The organism is Sharpea porci, assembly GCF_009695655.1.
In the GTDB taxonomy this organism is placed as follows: domain Bacteria; phylum Bacillota_I; class Bacilli_A; order Erysipelotrichales; family Coprobacillaceae; genus Sharpea; species Sharpea porci.
In genome coordinates this window covers 124475-144758 of the sequence record NZ_VUNM01000001.1, presented here as the reverse complement: position 1 = coordinate 144758, position 20284 = coordinate 124475, and the positions used below count along the sequence as shown (strand labels likewise).

Genomic DNA, 20284 nt, shown 5'->3' with positions numbered 1-20284 from the left:
AATAAAGGTGTAAAAACAAAACAAATAAATAATTTGGAGGGAAAAATTATGAAGAACAATCACAAGAAACTTATTGCTAGTATCGCATTAGTAGGAACTATGGCAGCTGGAGGAACATTCGCATTACTACAGACGACAACTAATACTGCTGTAAACAACTTTACTTCAAATCAGAAAATTTCTGGTGCATTATTTGAAGATTCATTTAAAGGTAATGGAGTGACTAATACTGAAAAAGACAAATTCAAAGATGATGATGATGCTTCCGTTGAACATATCAAAGGTGGTACTTGGAATGAGTATTTACCAACTCAGGAACAAGCTAAGGATCCAAAGATTAAAATCTACAAAGGTAATGTAGAGTCAAGAGTAGCAATGAAATTAACATGCTATCTAGATAATGATGGTAATGGAACAATCGAAGATACCGAAAAGATTAGTTATGATGTGTTAAAGGATAATTTAGCTACAATTAAAACAAATGGTGCTGATGGCTTTAATACTACAAATTGGGAACAGGATGAAAAAGATCCATCAATTTTCTACTACATAGGTACATTGAAACCAACAGCTACAGAGGGTGCAACAACAGAAGCTTTATTTGATTCAGTTAGAATTAATGATAATGTAACAGCTCCTAAAGCATTCAAGATTGAAGCAAAAGGTTATGCAGTACAGGCTGTTGGTACTGATACAAATCAGAGTTACAAGACAGCATTAAAAGAATTAATGAAATAGTAAAATAATATAATAAAAATATCAATTTGGGGGATATGAACATGAAAAAACAGACTATGAAAAAGACAATCCTAGGTTTAAGCTTAGCAGCAGTTTTAGGATTAGGTGGAACATTCGCGTATTTAACTGCAACAACTGGTGAAAAAGTAAATAGCTTTACTTCAACAAACAATATCACTGGTGAAACAGTTGAAACAGAATGGAAAGAAACAAGTGGATCTAATTATACACCAGGTCAGGTTATTAAAAAGAATCCAACAGTTCAAATTAATGCTAATTCAGAATCTGCATATGTTGGCTTGAAAGTTGAATATATTGCTGATGGAAAACACTTTAATCAAAAAGATTTTGAAAACTTTGTAAAGATTGATGATTTAAACACTGAATGGAATTTAGCAAAAACTTATGACAATGGTGATGAATTCTACGTTTATAGAAATGTCTTAGAAACTAGTGAAAATGATCAATCAGCACCAGCATTATTCAATAGTGTAACAGTAAGTGCAGGTTTAGCAACAGAAACAAGTACATCTCAGGCAACATATTATACATATGAGACTGATGAAAATGGTAACAAAACTGCTCTTAAAAAAGTTGAAAAAGGCGATATTAAAGAAGGTACTACTTATTACAAAGTTGAAAATGGTAAGATTACTGGTGTACTAGGAACAGCTACTGGAAATGGTTCTACAGCTACTAAATTACCATCATTCGAAATCAAGATTACTGGTTATGCAGTTCAGTCTAAGAATTTAGGAAATGATGCAGCTACATCATTAGCAAAAGCTACAGAAGAATTATTAAAATTAGCTCAATAATTACGAAATAATGGTGATGAGACATGAAGAAAACGACAAAAAAATTATTATTAGCCTTATCACTAGCAGCAGTACTGTCAGTAGGCGGGACACTCGCCTACTTCACAGATACTGATGAAACATCTAATATGATGACTATTGGTCATGTTGATGGTTCTCTTGAAGAAAGAACAAATGAGAAGAACGTGGAACAGACTGAAGATGGTATTACTTATCTAGATAAGATTGTACCAGGAGATGTTATCAGCAAGGAACCTTATATTGTTCTAGATGGTGAAAGTCAGTCTGCTTATGCTAGGGTTACAATCACGGTAGATAGTGATGCTGATCTAGATAGTGAGCAGAAGGCGAAGTTAGAACTTGTAAAAGATAACTTGGATATTAATAATGCTGAAGGATGGTATAAAGGTGATAAAGGTTACTATTACTATAATCAGATTTTAAATCCTGGTGATACAAGTAAAAATATCTTTACTAAAGTCACTATTCCAGGAGCACAGTGGGATAATACTATGACAAATCTTGATATGAAGATCAAGATTAAAGGTGAACTGATTCAGTCAGATAACTTTACACCACAATTAGAAGATGGTCATATTGTAAGTTGGGGCAATGATATTACAATAAAAGAATATAAGAAATAGAAGGAAGGAGTGAAATCATGAGTAAAAAGAAAAAGTTAACTCTGCTGCTTGTAGCTGTATTGATTGTGGCTGTAACAGGATTTACATTTGCAGCGCAATATACTTCAGCGGATCATACAAAAAAAGTTTCTTTGAATACTCTTGGTATTTCATTAGTACAGACTGCTGATGCAAGTCTTGCTGATGCTAAAGATGAAGAAAGCACGCCTTCAGATCGCGCAAAAGTCTCTTACAAAAATATCATTCCAGGCAAAACAATCAATGAGAAGCTTGCAGTAAAGACGGATGAAGATAGTCAGCCAGCTTATATTAGAGTAACTGCAACACGTTATTGGGTCGATAAAGAAGGTAAGAAAGTTGAAAAAGCTGAGGGAGAAGAAGGTTATTTAGATCCTGAAGCAATTGAGATTGAAACAAAGGATCAGGAGAACTGGAAAGTTATTAATGATGAAGATGATCCTGAAGTTGTTTATTTCTACTATCTATTACCAGTTAACAGTGATAGTGAAACTTCTCATCTCATGGATAGTTTTAAGATCAACGAGAAATATGCCGATAATGACTATGCCGACATGAGTACTCGTATTGATTTCTTTGCAGAAGGTGTGCAACAGTCTGCAGGAAAGGATGCTATTCTTGCATCATGGGGTATAAATGTGACATTGGATGATAGTGGTAAGATTACTAACATTGAAGAACAGTAAAGAAAGGAAGGGTTAATTATGAAGAAAATCGTAATAAGTTTATTCACAGTCCTAGCTCTTCTCTTCACTGCTTCTCCAGTCATGGCAGCTCAAACAACTATTACTTTTGAGGGTGATACGAATAGCTTTACAATTCCCAAGGACTCTCAGGATTTTGAAAACATGAATCCGGGTGAAACAAGAAATGCTATTGTCATATTAAAGAATGATAAGGATGAGAAGTTGGATTTCTATCTTTCTGTTGAGATTCCTGACAATGTTGCTGCTAAGGGTGATCAGAATGCAGTTTATGATTTCAATGTTTCAAAGAATGATGAAGAACCTTTCTTTAGAACAGTGATTGGTGCTAAGGAAGATAATACTGTTGGTAAAGAATATCTAACTGATGATAATCGTATTAAACTTGCAACACTTAATAAGGGTGAAGAAACAAAGATAACTGTAAGTCTTCATCTAGATGGTGATAGTGCTAATAATGAATATCAGGCTCAAAGTGGTTCTATTAAACTCAGACTCTATGCTGAGACAGCAGCAACTGAAACACCAGGTAATGTTGTTCAGACAACATATACAACGACAAAGAAATATGTCAATCAATACTATAATGCAGTCAAAACAGGTGATCCAACAGCTTTAAGTTCATTTGTGATTTTGGGAGCTGGGGCATTAATTGGCGTCATTTTCTTGATTGTGACAAGAAGAAAGAAGGAGGAAAAGTAATATGAAGAAATTACGTTTACTCTCCTCAATACTGATTGCCTTTGTCATGATGATGGCATTAAGTGTTGATGTCAAAGCTCAAAAGACATATAAGATTCGCTTTTTCGCAGGCTCTCAGGGAACATTTGAAAATGGTGGTACAAGTGTTGTTAAGGACTTTCAGCCACAGGAAAAACCAGATTGGAATGATTATGCGGCTCAATTAAAAGTAAAGGATGGATATTATTTTAGAGGCTGGAATTATACGATTAAACCTGCAACAAAGTCAACAAGCTATGTTGCACAATATCGACGTATTGTGAATAGTGTTTCTTATCGCATTCGCTATGTGAATCAACAAGGCACGGAAATTGGAACAGCAGTTATTGGACATACAGAAAAAAACAATGTTATTGCTGCTAATGCTATTAATATTGAAAATTATGCAGTCGATCAAGCAACAAAGAGTAAGAAGATTGAGAAGAATGGTGATGAAATTGTCTTTGTCTATAGTTCGACATTACAACCAAATGTTGAGACAAGAGTTGTCAACAACATTGTAACAGTTGCCAATCCAGTCGCTATAACAAGTGGCACAACAACCAACCGTACAGCTAATCAGACAACGGGTGGAACAACAGGTGGTACAGCTACTGGCGGTACAACTACAGGTGGAACAACGACAACGACAAATCCACCAGCAGGTACAACACAAGGACAGGGAACTGAAGAAATCAATCCAAATGAAACACCTCAGGGACAGTTGAATGAAAACAAGACACCAGCTGGCCAGAGTGCTACATTACGTGGACATTTCGCATTAGTGAACTTAATTGCGACAGTGCTCACTATCGCAATTGCGCTCTTCACATTAACAGGCAAGAGTGAAAAAGAAGCAACAATGCTTAAAGCATTTAATCTGATACTTGCGATTGTCGCAACAGGATTCTTCTTCTTTACAGAAGACTTGACAAAGTCAATGACAATGGTGGATTCATATACCATCACAAATGTCATTCTAGCTCTTGCATCAGGAGCAATCATGTTTGTCAAAACAAGACAAGCTACAGCGAAAAAAAGTTAAATCATAACAATCAAGCAGGTCTCCATTGTCAAAGGAGACTTGCTTTTTTATAATGGAAGAGAAAGTTGGTGAAGAGATGAAATATTATATTCGAGAAAAACTGATTTCTTTGCATCATAAGTTTTATGTCTATGATGAAGCAGGAAAGCAGGCATATGAGATTTCAAGTAAAGTGATTTCTATTGGTGATAAAACAACATTATATGATATGCGGGGAGAGAAGTATGCTTACATTGAACAGCGTATTCTCCATCTTATGCCCCATTATGATATCTATTTGGATGATCATTTAGTATGTTCTATAGCGAAAAAATTTCAACTCATTAAAAATGACTATAAGCTCACCAATGGATATAAAGTAGATGGTAATTTCTTAGCTTTAAACTTCGAGATTGCAGATCCTCATGGTCATGTCATGGGCAGTATAAAACGCAAGTTCATTTCTATTGGGGATAAGTATGAAATTGAGATCTTTGATGAAAAACAGGAACTTCTTGCACTCGCTATCTTGATTGCGATTGCGAATGATGTGAATCGTGCACAACGTAATAATGCATCCTGATTGTATATCAGTTGACGAATAAAGTGTCTTGCTTTATTGTGGAAAGGATCGTTGTGAAAAAGGGGGAATATCATGCGTACAATACTATATACCGTACATCCTGGTGGTGTTTATATCAATTTGCACAATTTAGCCAAAGAAGAAATTGAAAGCGGCATTAAGGTTTATGTGAATGTGACAAACAGATGTCCATGTCATTGTTCATTTTGTGAAAGACAAATTAAGAAACTTAATGAAGACAATACATTATGGCTTAAAGAAGAACCAACTTTAGAAGAGATACTTGAGGAATTCAAGAAGTATAATCTTCATAACTTTAAGGAAGTTGTCTTCTGTGGTTATGGTGAACCTACGAATAGATTCGATGATCTTATGCAGGTTGCTGATTATATCAAAAAACAACAACCAGATTTACCTATTCGTATCAATACAATAGGACTAGGCAGTCTTATCAACAAACGTGATATTGTCCCAGAGATGGCAGGACGTATTGATACAGTTTCCATTTCTCTCAATACACCTTCTAAAGAAGAATTCTATAAGATTACACGTAGTGACTTTGGCCCTGATTCCCAGGATTATATCAAGGCTTTTGCACTTGAATGTAAGCAATATATACCTCATGTAGTTATGAGTGTGGTGGATACTGTCATCAGTGATGAAGAAATTGCTATGTGTCAGAAGATTTGTGATGATTTAGGCGTAACATTAAGAGTACGCCCATATGAGGGGTAAGAAATATGCAGTATATGACAAGTGAAGAACGCTTAATTAAGCTTGATAAAATGACGAATACAAGAGATCTTGGAGGCTATGAAACACAAGAAGGCCGTTATACAAAGGCTCACCATTTCATCCGTGCCTCTTCACCAGCCAATGCCACAAAAGAAGATCTCAAGAAGCTCTATGATTATGGCGTAAGAGTAACGATTGATTTAAGAAGTGAATTTGAAAAACAAGTTCAGCCTTCTCCATTTAAGCATTATGAAGGCATTGAAAATCATGAAGTCAATCTCATGGACAGCGAAGTGGTCAAGGTTGTACCTGAAGAAGTCAGGGAATATCGTGATTTAGGTGGCGTTTATATTTTTATGCTTGAAGCACATAAAGCAGCTATCAAGAAAGTCTTTGATATCTTTCTCAATCATCCCTATGAAGCTGTTCTTTTCCATTGTTCAGCAGGGAAGGATCGTACCGGAGTGATTGCTGCATTATTATTGGATCTAGCAGGCTGTCATGAACATGATATTGTTAAGGATTATTCAGAATCCTATGCCTATAATCTCGATATGATTGATAAACTTGAAGAAATCATGGATGAAGAAAACCAGAAATATCTTGCTTCCTCACCACGCTATATGTTGATCCTGTTGGATTATTTAAGAGAACACTACGGTTCAGCCTATGGCTATCTGCTCGATATTGGCTTTAGTGAAGAAGAAGCTCAGGATATTAAAGAAGCTTTCCTAATTTAGTGAGAAAAATGCCTCTTTTATGACTATACATATATAGGAGGTGTTTTTTCATGGAAGAAAAGAAGGAAATCTTAAGACTCATAAAACAATATCATCAAGCACGTAATTACCTCCACTATGAATCTCTTTGCTATATCCCCGCTACCACCCATCTTATTAAAGATGGTACACCATCATCTCAGGGATGTTATATGAATCATCGCTTAGAAAAGAAGATGAGAGCAGAAAGATGTATTCAAGTGGTAGAAGAGGCAAAGGAACATATTGGAGAAGAATATTATACAATTATTCAACAGGACTTCATGTTTCATAGTGATAAGTATTGGTATTTAGAATATTATTCTAAAGCCACTTACTACCGTAAAAGAAAGCTGGCGATGCAGGCTTTTTTAGGCTATATGAGCCTCTTTCTTGAGTTTTATGATGAATAGTTTATAATGAATATTATAAAAGGAGTAAGAGTGTTATGGATTATTTTGATAAGATTAAAGAAGGGTTAGCTGATAAACTTAAAGGTAAAGAGCTTACGATGGATTCTGAATTCAAAGCTTTGGGTATTGACTCATTGGATTTAGTAGATTTAGTCTTCCAGTTAGAAGAAGAACTCAATACTCAATTTGAAGATGAAGAACTCATGCAGATTAAAACTGTTAGAGATTTATGTCAGTTAATTGATAAGAAAGTAAAGTAGCCTATAGCTCATGCTATAGGTTTTCTTTTTTTGAAACAGGCATGCCATACCATCCTTTTCATGTTAGGATGAAAAAGAGGAGAAGACTATGAAAGAAAAGAAGATTATATTTTTAGATGTCGATGGGACATTAATTGACTATGAAGCCAAATTGCCACTTTCAGCCGAAAAGGCAGTCAATATGGCAAGAGAAAATGGTCATCTTGTCTATATCTGTACAGGATGTTCTAAAGCAGAAATATTACAAAGAGATTTTCGTACAATGAAGCTAGATGGCATGATAGGGGCGAATGGTGGCTATGTAGAAGATAATGGTGAAGTTATTCTTCATCAAAGTATCAGTGTTGAAGAAGTGAAACATATTGTAGACTGGTGTAATAATAGACATATTGGCTTTTATCTTGAAGCTAATTCAGGAATGTACATCAACGACTATTTCCTTACTGATGGACCTGAAGCAATGGCAAAATATGTGCTAGGTAAAGGAAAGAAGATTGAAGATATTGAAGCCTTCAAGACCAATAGTGTCAATCAGTATATCCATTTACCTACAAAACAGCTTTATCGTAATGATGTCAATAAAGTTTCCTTTGTCCTTCATAGTTATCAGGATCACCTTGATAGCAAGAAGGAATTCCCTGATCTTATTGCGAATACATGGGGTGGTAAGGATGAACAGGCACTCTTTGGTGATTTAGGACCAAAGGGTATCACGAAGAGATATGCGATTGAAGTATTGTTGAAACATCTTAATAGAGATGCAAAAGATACAATTGCCTTTGGTGATGCCAAGATTGACTTATCGATGTTTGCATGCTGTCATTATAATGTTGCAATGGGTAATGGAGGCAAGGAAATTAAGGAAGCAGCTGACTATATTACAACAGATGTCAATGAAGATGGTCTCTATAATGCCTTTAAATACTTAAAGCTGATATAAGTATTTCCTATAATAAGCATTAAGATTTAAGTATTTTTCTATATCCTACTAAAGTGATAGGATAAGAATCACCAGGAGGATAACATTATGGCAATTACATATGATAGAAAAACACCCCATAGATTTGATGTCGTGGGTTCATACTTAAGACCAGAATATTTAAAGGAAGCACGTAAAAATTATAAAGCAGGAAAGATCAGTGAAGAGGAATTACATAAGATTGAAGATCAGGCCATCACTGACCTTATTCAAAAACAGAAAGAAGCCGGCTTAGGAGTTCTGACAGATGGTGAATTCCGTAGAGAAACATGGCATTTAGACTTCATGTGGGCATTTGAAGGTGTAGGCCACCAGCCTACAACAACAGGTTTACCATTTGCGGGAGAAGATGCAATGATTGATGATACATATCTCACAGGTAAGCTTAGCTATAAGCATCATCCCTTTGTCGATCATTTCAAGTTCGTCCAGTCATTTGAAGACGAGAAGACTGTCGCTAAGCAGACAATCCCTGCACCAGCACAGTTCTTAGAACAGTTTGAAATGCCTTTTGCCTTAGAGAATACATTAAAATATTATGATAACTTAGAAGCATTCCATGAAGACGTGATTAAAGTCTATCGTGCCTTTATCGATGAACTCTATGCAGCAGGATGTCGTAACTTGCAGCTTGATGACTGTTCATGGGGACTTTTAGTTGACCCAAGAGGCCCACAGTTCTTCAATACAGACCAGGCAGGCTTAGATAAGATCAAGCAGGAATTCTTAGATATCAACAATGCTGTTATTGACAATCAGCCAAGTGACCTTACAATCACAACTCATGTTTGTCGTGGTAACTTCCATTCGACTTATGCGGCAAGCGGGGGATATGATGATGTGGCAAGTTTCTTGTTTGAAAAGGAAAATGTTGATGCATATTTCTTAGAATTCGATGATGCAAGAAGTGGTGGCTTTGAACCACTTAAGTATGTCTCAGGTGACAAGAAAGTTGTTCTTGGCCTAGTGACGACAAAATCACCATTGCTTGAAAAGAAAGAAGATATTATTGCCCGTATTCATGAAGCCAGCAAGTATGTGCCATTGGATCGTCTTTATCTTTCTCCACAATGTGGCTTTGCCTCATGTGAGATTGGCAACAAGCTTACTGAACATGAACAATGGAAGAAAATCCAGCTTGTTAAGCTTGTCGCTGAAGAAGTTTGGGGATAATATAAAGACTTAGACGTATTGACGCCTAAGTCTTATTTTTTTACCAAGAAATTCCACATCGAACTTACTGATGAGGAAGGTTCAAGACGAGTGATTTCACTCAAGAATTTCAAGCCACTGCCACCAAGATTGTTTTGCGTGGCAAGCTCTGACAAAGCAATCTTTGTTTCTAAGAGAACTCTGTTGTAGTCTTTATTCGCATTAAGATCGTTGTAGCCTTTTTCAATAATAGTACGTACACTAGGAATAAGTGTCTGATCTTCTAATGTCTTTTTGAAGAAGGCTTTCATGTCTTCATGTCTGCTCATTGGATTTCACTTCCTTTGTGGATATTGTAGCACTCTTATAAGAAATGTGTGAGAAAGAATTTTTAAAGTTTTTTGTAAACTTAAGTGTTATTCAGGATTGTGCTAGAATAAGGACATGGGGTGATTTTTATGGACCAATATATTATGGCATTGGATTCAGGAACAACATCCAATCGCTGTATTCTTTTTAATCATAAGGGTGAGATTGCATCAGTAGCACAAAGACCATTTACCCAGATTTATCCACAGCCAGGCTGGGTTGAACATGATGCCAATGAAATATGGGCTACCCAGTTGTCAGTAGCTGTTGAAGCTATGCAGAAAATCAACTGTACAGCTAAACAAATCAAAGCCATTGGCATTACGAACCAGCGTGAAACAACAATCGTCTGGGACAAGCATACAGGAGAACCTATCTATAATGCTATCGTCTGGCAATGCCGCCGTAGTGCCGAATATTGTGATATGTTGAAAGAAAAGGGCTTAACCAATCTCTTTCAGGAAAAGACAGGACTCTTGCTTGATGCCTACTTCTCCGCTACAAAGCTACATTGGATTTTGGAAAATGTCGAAGGGGCAAGAGAAAAGGCGGAAAGAGGGGATTTGTTGTTTGGAACAGTGGATACATGGCTAATCTGGAAACTGACAAAGGGACAAGTTCATGCCACAGATTACAGCAATGCTTCAAGAACCTTAATGTTCAATATTCATACATTAAAATGGGATGAAGATATTTTAGAAATTCTTGATATCCCACAAAACATGTTGCCAGAAGTAAAGCCTTCAAGTTATCTTTATGGAGAAGCTGATAATGAATTTCTTGGCAGCAATATTCCTATTGCAGGGGTTGCTGGTGACCAGCAATCCGCTCTTTTTGGCCAGAACTGTTTTCATAAAGGTGATGTCAAGAATACCTATGGTACAGGTGGCTTCCTGTTAATGAATACGGGCAACAAACCAGTCATGAGTAAAAATGGCCTTGTCACAACGATTGCCTGGGGGATTGGTGATGAAATCACCTATGCCCTAGAGGGTTCAGTCTTTGTTGCTGGGGCAGCCATCCAGTGGCTAAGAGATGAAATGCGTTTAATCGATAGTTCGGATGACTCAGAATATATGGCCAACAAAGTGCCTGATACCAATGGCTGTTATGTCGTACCAGCTTTTACTGGGCTTGGGGCACCCTATTGGGATCCTTATGCAAGAGGAACGATTGTCGGCATAACTCGTGGTGTCAATAAATATCATATCATCCGTGCTACACTTCAATCATTAGCTCTGCAGGCCAATGATGTCATTCGTGCGATGGAAAAGGATAGTGGTATTGAATTATCACAATTAAGAGTTGATGGCGGGGCAAGTGCCAACAATCTTCTTTGTCAGATGCAATCAGACTTCTCCCTAGCACCTGTTATTCGCCCAAAATGCGTAGAAACAACAGCCATGGGAGCAGCCTATCTCGCTGGACTGGCAAGTGGCTACTGGCAGAGTTTAGAAGAGATTTCAAAGAACTATCAGGTTGATATGACTTTTAATAGCCAAATGAATCTCGATGAACGTAGAATGGAGATTCATAACTGGCATAAAGCAGTCAAAAGAAGTCTGCGTTTTGCGATTGATGATTAAAAGAGAGCAGGATTTCAAATCCTACTCTCCTTTTAATTATCATGGGATGCATTATAGTATTGTTGGATTGGGGCTGGTAAGTTATGAGGAATTAAAGTATTAATACGCTCTTCATTACCATCAATCATCGCTTGTTCATAATACCAGCATTTAAATGACAACATATCAAGCGTTTTTTGGAGCTGCTGCATCTCTTTTTCGACAGCCTTTCTTCTCTCTTCAAATAAAGCTTTACGCTTTTCATAAGTTGAAGGACCTTCAGAACACCATTCCATGAACTGTTTAATTTCTTTGATTTCTAGTCCAGACTTCTTCAAACATTCTATCACTCTGACCGCTTCAATTTCATTGTCGCTAAATTTACGAATACCTGAGACACGCTGTATATCTGGAAATAAGCCTTCTTTATCATAATAACGCAATGTAGATACAGGTAAATCAAACATCTTTGACACTTCACCAATCGAATACATAAAAACCTCCTATTTTACTTGACATAAAGTTGACTTTAGGTTTTACAATGCCATTGTACAAGAAAAAAATAGAAATGCAAAGGAGGAACTTATGTTTAAGAAAGAAGAATTAAAACTTACTCAGGAATGGGACAAGACATTTGAAAAAAGTGATCTTGTAGATCATCAAAAAGTCACTTTTGTGAATCATTTTGGAATCACTTTAGCAGCTGATCTTTATACACCTAAGAATAAAGAAGAGAAGATGAAAGCTCTTGTTGTATGTGGTCCTTTTGGGGCTGTGAAAGAACAGGCTTCAGGTCTTTATGCCCAGACGATGGCTGAAAGAGGCTTTGTCACAATGGCCTTTGATCCATCATTTACTGGTGAATCAGGAGGTAATGCCCGTGATGTTTATTCTCTTGATATCAATACTGAAGACTTTCAGGCTGCCATTGATTTTATTAGTCAGCTAGATTATATAGATAAAGAGAAGATTGGTATTATTGGTATTTGTGGCTGGGGTTGTATTGCCTTAAATGCAGCTGCCAATGATCCACGTATTAAAGCAACAGCAGCCATCACAATGTATGATATGCCACGTGTTGGTGCCTGGGGCTATTTTGATGAAGGCAGTGCTGATGCCCGTTATGAAACAAAAAAGACCATTGCACAATTACGTACAAAGGAATATTTAAGTGATACATTTGAAAAAGCAGGCGGATGCTTAGAATATCCTGCTCCTGATGATGTTCCAGACTTCGTCAAACAATATAGTGCCTACTATAAGACAAAACGTGGCTATCATCCTCGCTCAGTGAATTCCAATGCCGGCTGGGTCCTACAGTCAACAACAGGCTGGATGAACAATGCCATTCTCACTCATCCTGAAGACTTGAGAAATGCCGTACTTATTGTTCATGGAGAAAAAGCCCATAGCCGCTATATGGGAGAAGACACATTCAAGAAGCTACAAGGTGACAACAAGTCATTATTGATTGTGAAAAATGCTACACATACAGATTTATATGATGGTGGTGACCATCACTATATCCCATTTGATAAGATTCAGGCATTCTTTGATCAGTACTTAGTTGATGAAAAGAAATAAAATATCAATATGAAAAGACCAAACTATTAGGTTTGGTTTTTTTTGTTTTTACAACAACATTCATAGAGAGAGGAGTTTATTCGAGTGGAGATGTGGAGAAGAATATGTACTAGAGAGGCTATAGGGATGATGATACAATACATCATGGCAGTTATCTTAATGCTTCTCTAACAACAATCCTCAATAGTATCTTGGCAAGTATGGCAGGATTGGGATGCTATGGCGGGAGTGGTGAAGGAATAAAGTGTTTTGTGAGATGCTAGAAAAGCACACTTTGATGTTTTTACTGATAAATAAGAAAAGGCACTTCTGGCCTTTTCTTATAATAATATACTTAACATGATACAAAACTGTGACAAAGTATTAATGCATTGTTCTTTCCAGTTCGCCTTGGCATTATGACTATCATGATGCTTACCAAGATAACCAAGATAAAGCAGACCGGCAATACCGATAAGAAAGAATAAAGATGAAGGGAACTTTGTGATATGGGCAATGATGGCTGTCACTGACCATTTTGTATGATCAATAAACAAAGCTAATAAAGCCAGCAAGAAGCCTAAGGGCATAAGATAGCGTAATTGAATATTGAAGAAACGTATATCACGATGGGCTAGGGCAATAATGAGTTTCCAGCTGACTTTTAATAAAGCAGCTAGAATAACGAAGAATATCCCAGTAAGAAATAGTGAACTAGGAAAATGTCTAGCAATAAAGATGGTGCTGATTGTAAAGAATAGAACAGGCAGACAATCCATCAAAGCCATGGACAGTGTAAACCCATTCGGGACACTGTCTTTTCTTTCCATATTCATAAAATCAACCTTCTTTATTAGGCCACAAGCCATTTATGTTTTTTCACTGAATAGAGTGGTATAAAAGGAATCATAATAGGGGTACTGTTCTTATAAGCGATATATTCAGGATCATTGCCATAATTCTTATCCTGGCGAATCTCTAAACGACGAGCACCACCAAACATCACATAAATAATACCTAAATACCCAATAAGAGCACAAATCCATTCAAGGGGATTATGATAGATATTAAGACCGGAGATGAAGACACCAGTCCAAAAGATCATCTCTCCTAAATAGTTAGGACAACGCACTAATTGAAATAATCCTTTATCGACAAAACGTCTTGGATTGACTTTCTTGGCTTTATTTTTTTGTAAATCAGCTGTTGTTTCTAAAATTAAACCACTAAGTGAGATGATGAAACCAATCATACAGAAAAGATCCGTACCCTTATGATTGACTAAGCGGAAGAAGACGGGTGATGTTTCTAAAACATATAACAATGCGGCAGAAACCCAGATTCCGACCTTGGCAATGAAATTCACACTATCATTGCCCTTCACTTCACCTTTCATTCTTCGATTATAAGCTGTCTTGACTTCACGATAGGACAAATAGCCAGCCAAACGACAGCCATAGAGAATAAAGAGTATAGAAGCGAAAAGTGTGCCAATAGTAAGCTGATTTCTAAAAATTACAAGTAAGCCAGCTCCAATGAGAGCTACGGCTGCACCATAACCAATCGAGATAAACCAGACATATTTGTAGAAGCCAATCGCACTTGCGAAAAGCGACAAAACTAAAATAATGAAAAAGCTATTCATATTTTTTTACCTCACTTTTTATTGTTTATTAACTTAATCGCTATATAATAATTATAGCGACAAGTGTCGTTATAATCAACAATGGATGATTTCATGTATACTAATCGCAACACAATAAGGGGGATGTCGCATTATGAGAAGAAAGAATCTAGATCACAAATTAATACAAGACTATATCGAAGAAGCATTATTTAAATTGATGGAAAAGAAGGATTTTGAGAAAATCTCAGTCGGGGAGATTGCTGAAGTCGCAGGAGTGCATCGGGCAACATTTTATCGACACTTTACGTCAAAAGAAGATGTTGTTGTACAATATCTCTCAAACTTGCTTACTTCATCACAAGATCAAGCCATTCTTAAGATAAATTTTAAAGACTATATCCTTCCTGTCTTTCAAGCCCTTTATGATCATAAAAGAGAAATGCTTTGTATTCACCATGCTCATTTGTCATCTCTTTTAAGTCATGTATTAGAAGATTATTTTGATTTCCATGAGCTCTCTTTGCCGACAGAAAAACAATCTTCTCTTAATAAAGAAGATTATGCGATGGCTTATCGTATTGGTGGTATATATTTCTGTTTAGTGTTGTGGCTTTGTCATGATATGGGCGAAACACCAGAAGAGATGGCACAAATGGCTGCATCACTCTAAAAGAAAACAGGTATGAGCGTTCATACCTGTTTTTTAATAATTTTTATTGTCTTAATGTTTTAATTTTCTCAGAATTCTATTTAAATAAGGAATCTGATTAAGCTGTTCCTCTCTTCCATGATAGAAGAAGATAATCACAACAAAGTAGATAACGATACCAAGGAGAACACTTAGCATAAGTGGCAAGAAGACACGTCTTGTCAACATGAAGAGTAATTGATAAATGCCATAGACACCTACGCCCATAATAACTGATGCAACAATAGGAATCATGAAGAGACGCTTTGGATGATATTTGTAGTGGGTGAGTTTCTTCATTGCCCGTTGGTTAGTAATACACATCTGGAAGGCATAGACCATTGTACCAATTGGAAGTGTATAGACGGCATAGGCATTAGGCACTACAATAATTAACAAGATAAGCACAATTGCATGAACAATTAAGGCATTAACGGCATTCTTAAGAGGAACATTGACAGCCCCAATGGCCTGTAAGATACCATTGGACAATGTCGATAAGCCATAGAATATTGTAGCAGGTGCACCAATCGTTAAACAGAGCGAAGCCATCTTGATGGTTTCTTTCTGAGGGAAGAGGACACCCATAATTGGATAGCTGAGCACAGCTAAACCAACAGCACAAGGAATAATGACAAGCATTGTGACTGAGATAGCTGAATCAATGGAAGAACGGACATCTTTCATATTCTTCAAGGCAAAGCTACCTGAGATAGCAGGGATGGAAGCTGTGGACATTGCACTTGCCAAAGCGACAGGGACATTCATAAGAACGACATATTTACCAGCATATACACCATAGCTCTTAATAATATCCGTATGGTTCATGCCTTTTAAGCCCATCCCAATCTGATAGATATACATATCAATTGTGGCAACAAGGTTATAGACACATGTGGCAATGATGATAGGTGTGACAATAGTAAGAATGGCATGAAGAATCTGCTTGCCATCTTCGACATAAGGATCAGCGTTGCTTTCATCGCTCATATGCTTGCCTCTTGTCAAGAACATAAAGAACAAGAAGGCCAGGGCAATTGCGACACCCGCACCTGTACCTAACGCACTACCACCAGCACCCATGCTTGCCTTTAAATGAGGCTGATTAAGATAGGGCTTGACAAATAAGTAAGCGGCAAGAACAGAAACAACGGCATTGAAGATCTGTTCAAGAATCTGTGAGATGGATGTATAGACAGTTGTTGAATAAGCTTGGAAATAACCTCTAAGAACACCTACTAAGCCAGATAGGAAAATTGTTGGACAAAGAATACGCAAAGCAAAGACAGCGCCTTTAGGAACAATCCAAGGTGCAAGCACAAAGGCAAGTAGGGCGGCAATCCCTGAAACAACGGTGACATAGAGAATCGCATACTTGAAAATTTTTCTGGCATGATTGTATTGATTTAAGACAATCTTCTCACTAATCAGTTTACTGATAGCAGTAGGAATAGAATAAGATGATATCAACAAGACTAATGAATATATATTATATGCAGTAGAATAGTAACCATTACCTTCATCACCAATCATGGCTGTTAAAGGACTGCGGTACAGTACGCCAATAATACGCACAAGTATGCCAGCGAGAGCCAGAATACCAGCTTGTTTGACGATTCGCTGTGATTTATTCAAAGCAATTTCCTCCTCTTAATGGGTTGATTATACCATTATCATATAGAAAAAGCTATGAATTCTCTTTTTTGTCACAAAAGTGTCTTTTTTTCTACGCTCTATGTGACCCTTTAGCCTATATTTATCCTATATGGGCAACTTAGAGGGGGACTTTTTGATGTGAGAATATGGGATTTTCTTAAGTGTTTGTTTGCTTTAGCGGGAATTATGCTATAATGTCGATAGCATGGAGGATTGTACTAATGAAAAGTAATGTATGTATTGCTTTAGACTTTCAAACAAAACAAGAAGTGCTTGACTTCTTAGATCAGTTCCCTAATGAGTCCCTATATGTCAAAGTCGGCATGGAACTCTTTTATGGCGAGGGGGCAAGCATTGTAGAAGAAATCAAGAATAGAGGACATCGTATCTTCTTAGATTTAAAACTTCACGATATTCCTAATACAGTTAAACAAGCAATGAAACAGCTTGCGAAACTTGATGTAGACTTAGTCAATGTGCATGCATCAGGCGGTATTGCCATGATGAAGGCAGCACTAGAAGGCCTTGAAGAAGGCAAGGTCGGCGTACATCGTCCTAAGATTATTGCTGTGACATGTTTGACTTCACTTGATCAGGATGTTCTTGATCATCAATTACTGATTCATGAACCACTTAATGATGTCGTTCTCAAGTGGGCAAGTAATGCGAAAGAAGCCGGACTTGATGGCGTTGTCTGCTCACCACTTGAATCTAAACTCATTCATGATCATTTAGGCTTAGATTTCATGACAGTGACTCCTGGCATTAGACTTGCAGGAAGCTCTGTCAATGACCAGAAACGTGTGACAACACCTGCTTTAGCCAAAGAACTCACTTCAACAGAGATTGTTGTAGGACGTTCAATCACTAAGGCTGATGATCCTGTTGCATCCTATCATCAATGCTTAAAAGAATTCCAAGGAGAAGAATAAAAATGGAAAATAGAGAAAGAAAAATCGCCAAAGACTTATTATCAATCAAAGCTGTATTCTTAAAGCCAAGTGATCCTTTTACTTGGGCAAGTGGCATTAAGTCACCAATCTATTGTGATAACCGCTTAACACTCTCTTATCCAGCAGTAAGAAATGATATTGAACAAGGTTTAGCTGATTTAGTTAAAGAATGCTTCCCTCAGGCTGAAGCTTTATTTGGTACTTCAACAGCGGGTATTGCCCATGCTGCCTTAGCTGCTGATATTCTTGATATGCCAATGGGTTATGTACGTGGCAGTAATAAATCCCATGGTCGTCAAAATAAGATTGAAGGTGTCTATAAGCCAGGCATGAAGGTTGTTGTTGTGGAAGATCTTATTTCAACAGGTGGTTCTTCATTAGAAGTTGTTGATGCTTTAAGAGAAGCAGGTGTGATTGTTTTAGGCTTAGTTGCGATCTTCACTTATGGCTTACCTGATGCAGCCAAGAACTTTGCCCAAAAGAATTGTCCATATATGACATTATCAAACTACGATACACTTATTGAAGTAGCTGTAGAAGAAAATTATATTCATGAAAATGAACTTAATAAGCTTAAAGCTTGGAAAATGAATCCTCATGATGAAAGCTGGATTAATCAATAAGTGTTAAAGATTTATTTAAGGGGGTCAACACATGTTTGACAATATCAAAAAGAGCGTTAAATATGTCATCAGCGAAAACCTTAATAATACCTTCCGTATCTATTCCATCTCAAAATATGAAGTTCTAGCGACAGCGCGAGATAGTAAGCTTGGTCTCTTCTGGAACTTTGCCAATCCAGTTATTCAGTGTCTGACATACTGGTTTGTCTTTGGCTTGGTTTTTGATAAGAAGGCTGTGGATGGTATTACTTATATCTGGTGGATGCTTGGTGGAATGGTCTGCTGGTTCTTTATTTCACCATGTATTACCGATGGCTGTAATGCGGTTTTCTCCAAGATCAATATTATCACGAAGATGAAATTCCCAGTTTCTGTTTTACCAGCAACAGTCGTCTTTACAAAGCTCTTTGACCATTTCTGTCTGATGATTATTTTGACAGTTTTGTTGGCATTTGGTGGCTATTATCCATCTTTGCATTGGCTAGGTTTAGTTTATTATTGTTTCTGTGCCATTGTCTTTGGGATTTCGTTGTCACTTACAACAAGTGTTCTTAATATGCTTGCTCGTGATATGCGTAAGTTAGTGCTGGCATTGATGCGTCTCTTGCTTTATATGACACCCATTCTTTGGAATATCAAGACCTTACCTGGTTATCTTCAAAGAATTATGCTGACAAATCCAATTTATTATATTGTCCAGGGCTATCGTGATTGCTTCTTCTATCATAAAGGCTTTATGTTTTATAAGTATTCGATGGTGAGCTTCTGGGCTATTACAATCTTCTTGTTTATCTTTGGTAGTACCATGATGTATAAATTTAAAGCGAAGTTTGTAGACTTTATTTAGGAGGTAGTGTTTTGGAAACTGAGTATGCGATTGTGGCAAAACATGCCTCAAAAATCTATGAACTAAGAGGAAAGAATAAAAATGAACAAGGCCAGAAATTCTATGCCTTGAAAGACTTAAATTTTGCGATTGAAAAAGGCGAAGTTGTCGGTGTGCTAGGGACAAATGGAAGTGGGAAATCCACCATTTCCATTATCCTCGCTGGCATTTGTGATCCTGATGAAGGAGAAATCACCGTCAATGGTAGCCAGGCGCTTATTGCCATCAATACGGGTTTAAACCAACAATTGACAGGCATGGAAAATATTGAGCTGAAAGGTGCCTTACTTGGCTTAAGTAAGCGTCGTATTAATGAAATTAAAGCAGGGGTTATTGAATTTGCGGAAATTGGTGATTTCCTCTATCAGCCCGTTAAGACTTATTCTTCAGGTATGAAATCAAGACTTGGCTTCTCCATTAATCTTTGTTTAAATCCCGATATTATGATTGTTGATGAAGCCTTATCCGTTGGTGATAAAGGCTTTGCGGCAAAGTGCTTAAATAAAATGAAGGAATTACGAGATGAAGGCAAGACGATTGTCTTTATTTCTCATAACCTTTCCCAGGTTCGTGAATTCTGTGATAGTGCCATGTGGATTGAAGGCGGTATGCTGAGAGAATATGGCGATATCGATGAAGTATGTAATGACTATGCTGAATATGTTGATTATTACAATGGTTTAAAGAAAAAAGAAAAGGATGCGGAAAGAGATCGTAAATTTGCCAAGAGAATCATCAAGAACTCTAAACGTACTTTTGGTGACAAATTCTTCTCAGCAATCCGTACCCGTTAGTTAGGAGTTATCTC

The 20284-nt window shown here is 37.0% G+C and carries 25 protein-coding genes; 20 read left to right on the top strand and 5 right to left on the bottom strand.

Annotated features, from left to right (window positions below; genetic code table 11):
• Positions 1-48 precede the first annotated feature (48 nt).
• The 13 genes from FYJ79_RS00760 to FYJ79_RS00700 all read left to right on the top strand — a co-directional run bounded on the left by FYJ79_RS00760 (position 49) and on the right by FYJ79_RS00700 (position 9567).
• Complete coding sequence (locus tag FYJ79_RS00760) at positions 49-738, top strand: hypothetical protein (RefSeq protein ID WP_154514080.1); 690 nt, start codon at positions 49-51, stop codon at positions 736-738.
• Positions 739-779: 41 nt separating this feature from the next.
• Positions 780-1556 (top strand): hypothetical protein, encoded by a 777-nt coding sequence (locus FYJ79_RS00755; protein ID WP_154514079.1) that lies wholly within the window; start codon positions 780-782, stop codon positions 1554-1556.
• Between the two features lie 23 nt (positions 1557-1579).
• Positions 1580-2200: a SipW-dependent-type signal peptide-containing protein gene (locus tag FYJ79_RS00750; protein WP_154514078.1), complete on the top strand. Its 621-nt coding sequence runs from the start codon at positions 1580-1582 to the stop codon at positions 2198-2200.
• A gap of 17 nt (positions 2201-2217) precedes the next feature.
• On the top strand, positions 2218-2904 hold the full coding sequence (locus FYJ79_RS00745; protein WP_154514077.1) for a hypothetical protein: 687 nt from the start codon (positions 2218-2220) through the stop codon (positions 2902-2904).
• An 18-nt stretch (positions 2905-2922) separates the two neighbouring features.
• Entirely contained in the window at positions 2923-3624 is a 702-nt protein-coding gene (locus FYJ79_RS00740; RefSeq protein ID WP_154514076.1) for an LPXTG cell wall anchor domain-containing protein, read from the top strand.
• A gap of 1 nt (position 3625) precedes the next feature.
• Positions 3626-4687 carry a hypothetical protein gene (locus tag FYJ79_RS00735; protein WP_154514075.1) on the top strand — a complete coding sequence of 354 codons (1062 nt, stop codon included), beginning with the start codon at positions 3626-3628 and terminating at the stop codon, positions 4685-4687.
• Positions 4688-4739: 52 nt separating this feature from the next.
• Complete coding sequence (locus FYJ79_RS00730) at positions 4740-5249, top strand: LURP-one-related/scramblase family protein (protein WP_154514074.1); 510 nt, start codon at positions 4740-4742, stop codon at positions 5247-5249.
• 72 nt (positions 5250-5321) lie between these two features.
• On the top strand, positions 5322-5984 hold the full coding sequence (locus tag FYJ79_RS00725) for a TatD family nuclease-associated radical SAM protein (protein WP_154514073.1): 663 nt from the start codon (positions 5322-5324) through the stop codon (positions 5982-5984).
• A 5-nt stretch (positions 5985-5989) separates the two neighbouring features.
• Entirely contained in the window at positions 5990-6724 is a 735-nt protein-coding gene (locus tag FYJ79_RS00720; protein WP_154514072.1) for a tyrosine-protein phosphatase, read from the top strand.
• Between the two features lie 50 nt (positions 6725-6774).
• Complete coding sequence (locus FYJ79_RS00715) at positions 6775-7155, top strand: MG284/MPN403 family protein (RefSeq protein WP_154514071.1); 381 nt, start codon at positions 6775-6777, stop codon at positions 7153-7155.
• A 35-nt stretch (positions 7156-7190) separates the two neighbouring features.
• Complete coding sequence (locus FYJ79_RS00710; RefSeq protein ID WP_033163854.1) at positions 7191-7415, top strand: acyl carrier protein; 225 nt, start codon at positions 7191-7193, stop codon at positions 7413-7415.
• 88 nt (positions 7416-7503) lie between these two features.
• Positions 7504-8355 (top strand): HAD family hydrolase, encoded by an 852-nt coding sequence (locus FYJ79_RS00705; RefSeq protein WP_154514070.1) that lies wholly within the window; start codon positions 7504-7506, stop codon positions 8353-8355.
• Positions 8356-8442: 87 nt separating this feature from the next.
• Positions 8443-9567, top strand: a complete 1125-nt coding sequence (locus FYJ79_RS00700) for a 5-methyltetrahydropteroyltriglutamate--homocysteine S-methyltransferase (RefSeq protein ID WP_154514069.1) — start codon at positions 8443-8445, stop codon at positions 9565-9567.
• A gap of 32 nt (positions 9568-9599) precedes the next feature.
• On the opposite strand, the gene FYJ79_RS00695 is transcribed toward FYJ79_RS00700, so the two are convergent.
• A complete protein-coding gene (locus FYJ79_RS00695) occupies positions 9600-9875 on the bottom strand; it encodes a hypothetical protein (protein WP_154514068.1) in 276 nt (91 codons plus the stop codon).
• 129 nt (positions 9876-10004) lie between these two features.
• On the opposite strand from FYJ79_RS00695, the gene glpK reads away from it, so the two are divergent.
• Positions 10005-11501, top strand: a complete 1497-nt coding sequence (gene glpK / locus FYJ79_RS00690) for a glycerol kinase GlpK (RefSeq protein WP_154514067.1) — start codon at positions 10005-10007, stop codon at positions 11499-11501.
• A 32-nt stretch (positions 11502-11533) separates the two neighbouring features.
• Here the strand turns inward: glpK and FYJ79_RS00685 are convergent, their stop codons facing one another.
• Positions 11534-11974 carry a MerR family transcriptional regulator gene (locus FYJ79_RS00685; protein WP_154514066.1) on the bottom strand — a complete coding sequence of 147 codons (441 nt, stop codon included), beginning with the start codon at positions 11972-11974 and terminating at the stop codon, positions 11534-11536.
• Between the two features lie 91 nt (positions 11975-12065).
• Between FYJ79_RS00685 and FYJ79_RS00680 the strand changes: the two genes are divergently transcribed.
• Entirely contained in the window at positions 12066-13064 is a 999-nt protein-coding gene (locus FYJ79_RS00680; RefSeq protein WP_154514065.1) for an alpha/beta hydrolase, read from the top strand.
• A 320-nt stretch (positions 13065-13384) separates the two neighbouring features.
• Here the strand turns inward: FYJ79_RS00680 and FYJ79_RS00675 are convergent, their stop codons facing one another.
• Positions 13385-13879 carry a hypothetical protein gene (locus FYJ79_RS00675; protein ID WP_154514064.1) on the bottom strand — a complete coding sequence of 165 codons (495 nt, stop codon included), beginning with the start codon at positions 13877-13879 and terminating at the stop codon, positions 13385-13387.
• Positions 13880-13896: 17 nt separating this feature from the next.
• Positions 13897-14688 (bottom strand): DUF1295 domain-containing protein, encoded by a 792-nt coding sequence (locus FYJ79_RS00670; RefSeq protein WP_154514063.1) that lies wholly within the window; start codon positions 14686-14688, stop codon positions 13897-13899.
• A gap of 133 nt (positions 14689-14821) precedes the next feature.
• On the opposite strand from FYJ79_RS00670, the gene FYJ79_RS00665 reads away from it, so the two are divergent.
• A complete protein-coding gene (locus FYJ79_RS00665; RefSeq protein WP_154514062.1) occupies positions 14822-15340 on the top strand; it encodes a TetR/AcrR family transcriptional regulator in 519 nt (172 codons plus the stop codon).
• Between the two features lie 51 nt (positions 15341-15391).
• Here FYJ79_RS00665 and FYJ79_RS00660 read toward each other — a convergent pair whose 3' ends face one another.
• Positions 15392-16993: a putative polysaccharide biosynthesis protein gene (locus tag FYJ79_RS00660; RefSeq protein ID WP_154514061.1), complete on the bottom strand. Its 1602-nt coding sequence runs from the start codon at positions 16991-16993 to the stop codon at positions 15392-15394.
• A 242-nt stretch (positions 16994-17235) separates the two neighbouring features.
• Between FYJ79_RS00660 and pyrF the strand changes: the two genes are divergently transcribed.
• From pyrF to FYJ79_RS00640, 4 genes are read left to right on the top strand one after another with little or no spacing between them, the layout of a single operon-like run.
• Positions 17236-17946, top strand: coding sequence for an orotidine-5'-phosphate decarboxylase (gene pyrF / locus FYJ79_RS00655; protein WP_154514060.1), 711 nt, complete (start codon positions 17236-17238; stop codon positions 17944-17946).
• A 2-nt stretch (positions 17947-17948) separates the two neighbouring features.
• Positions 17949-18590, top strand: a complete 642-nt coding sequence (gene pyrE, locus FYJ79_RS00650; RefSeq protein ID WP_154514059.1) for an orotate phosphoribosyltransferase — start codon at positions 17949-17951, stop codon at positions 18588-18590.
• Between the two features lie 43 nt (positions 18591-18633).
• Entirely contained in the window at positions 18634-19437 is an 804-nt protein-coding gene (locus FYJ79_RS00645) for an ABC transporter permease (RefSeq protein ID WP_277637249.1), read from the top strand.
• Positions 19438-19448: 11 nt separating this feature from the next.
• A complete protein-coding gene (locus FYJ79_RS00640) occupies positions 19449-20270 on the top strand; it encodes an ABC transporter ATP-binding protein (RefSeq protein ID WP_154514057.1) in 822 nt (273 codons plus the stop codon).
• The last annotated feature ends 14 nt before the right edge of the window (positions 20271-20284 follow it).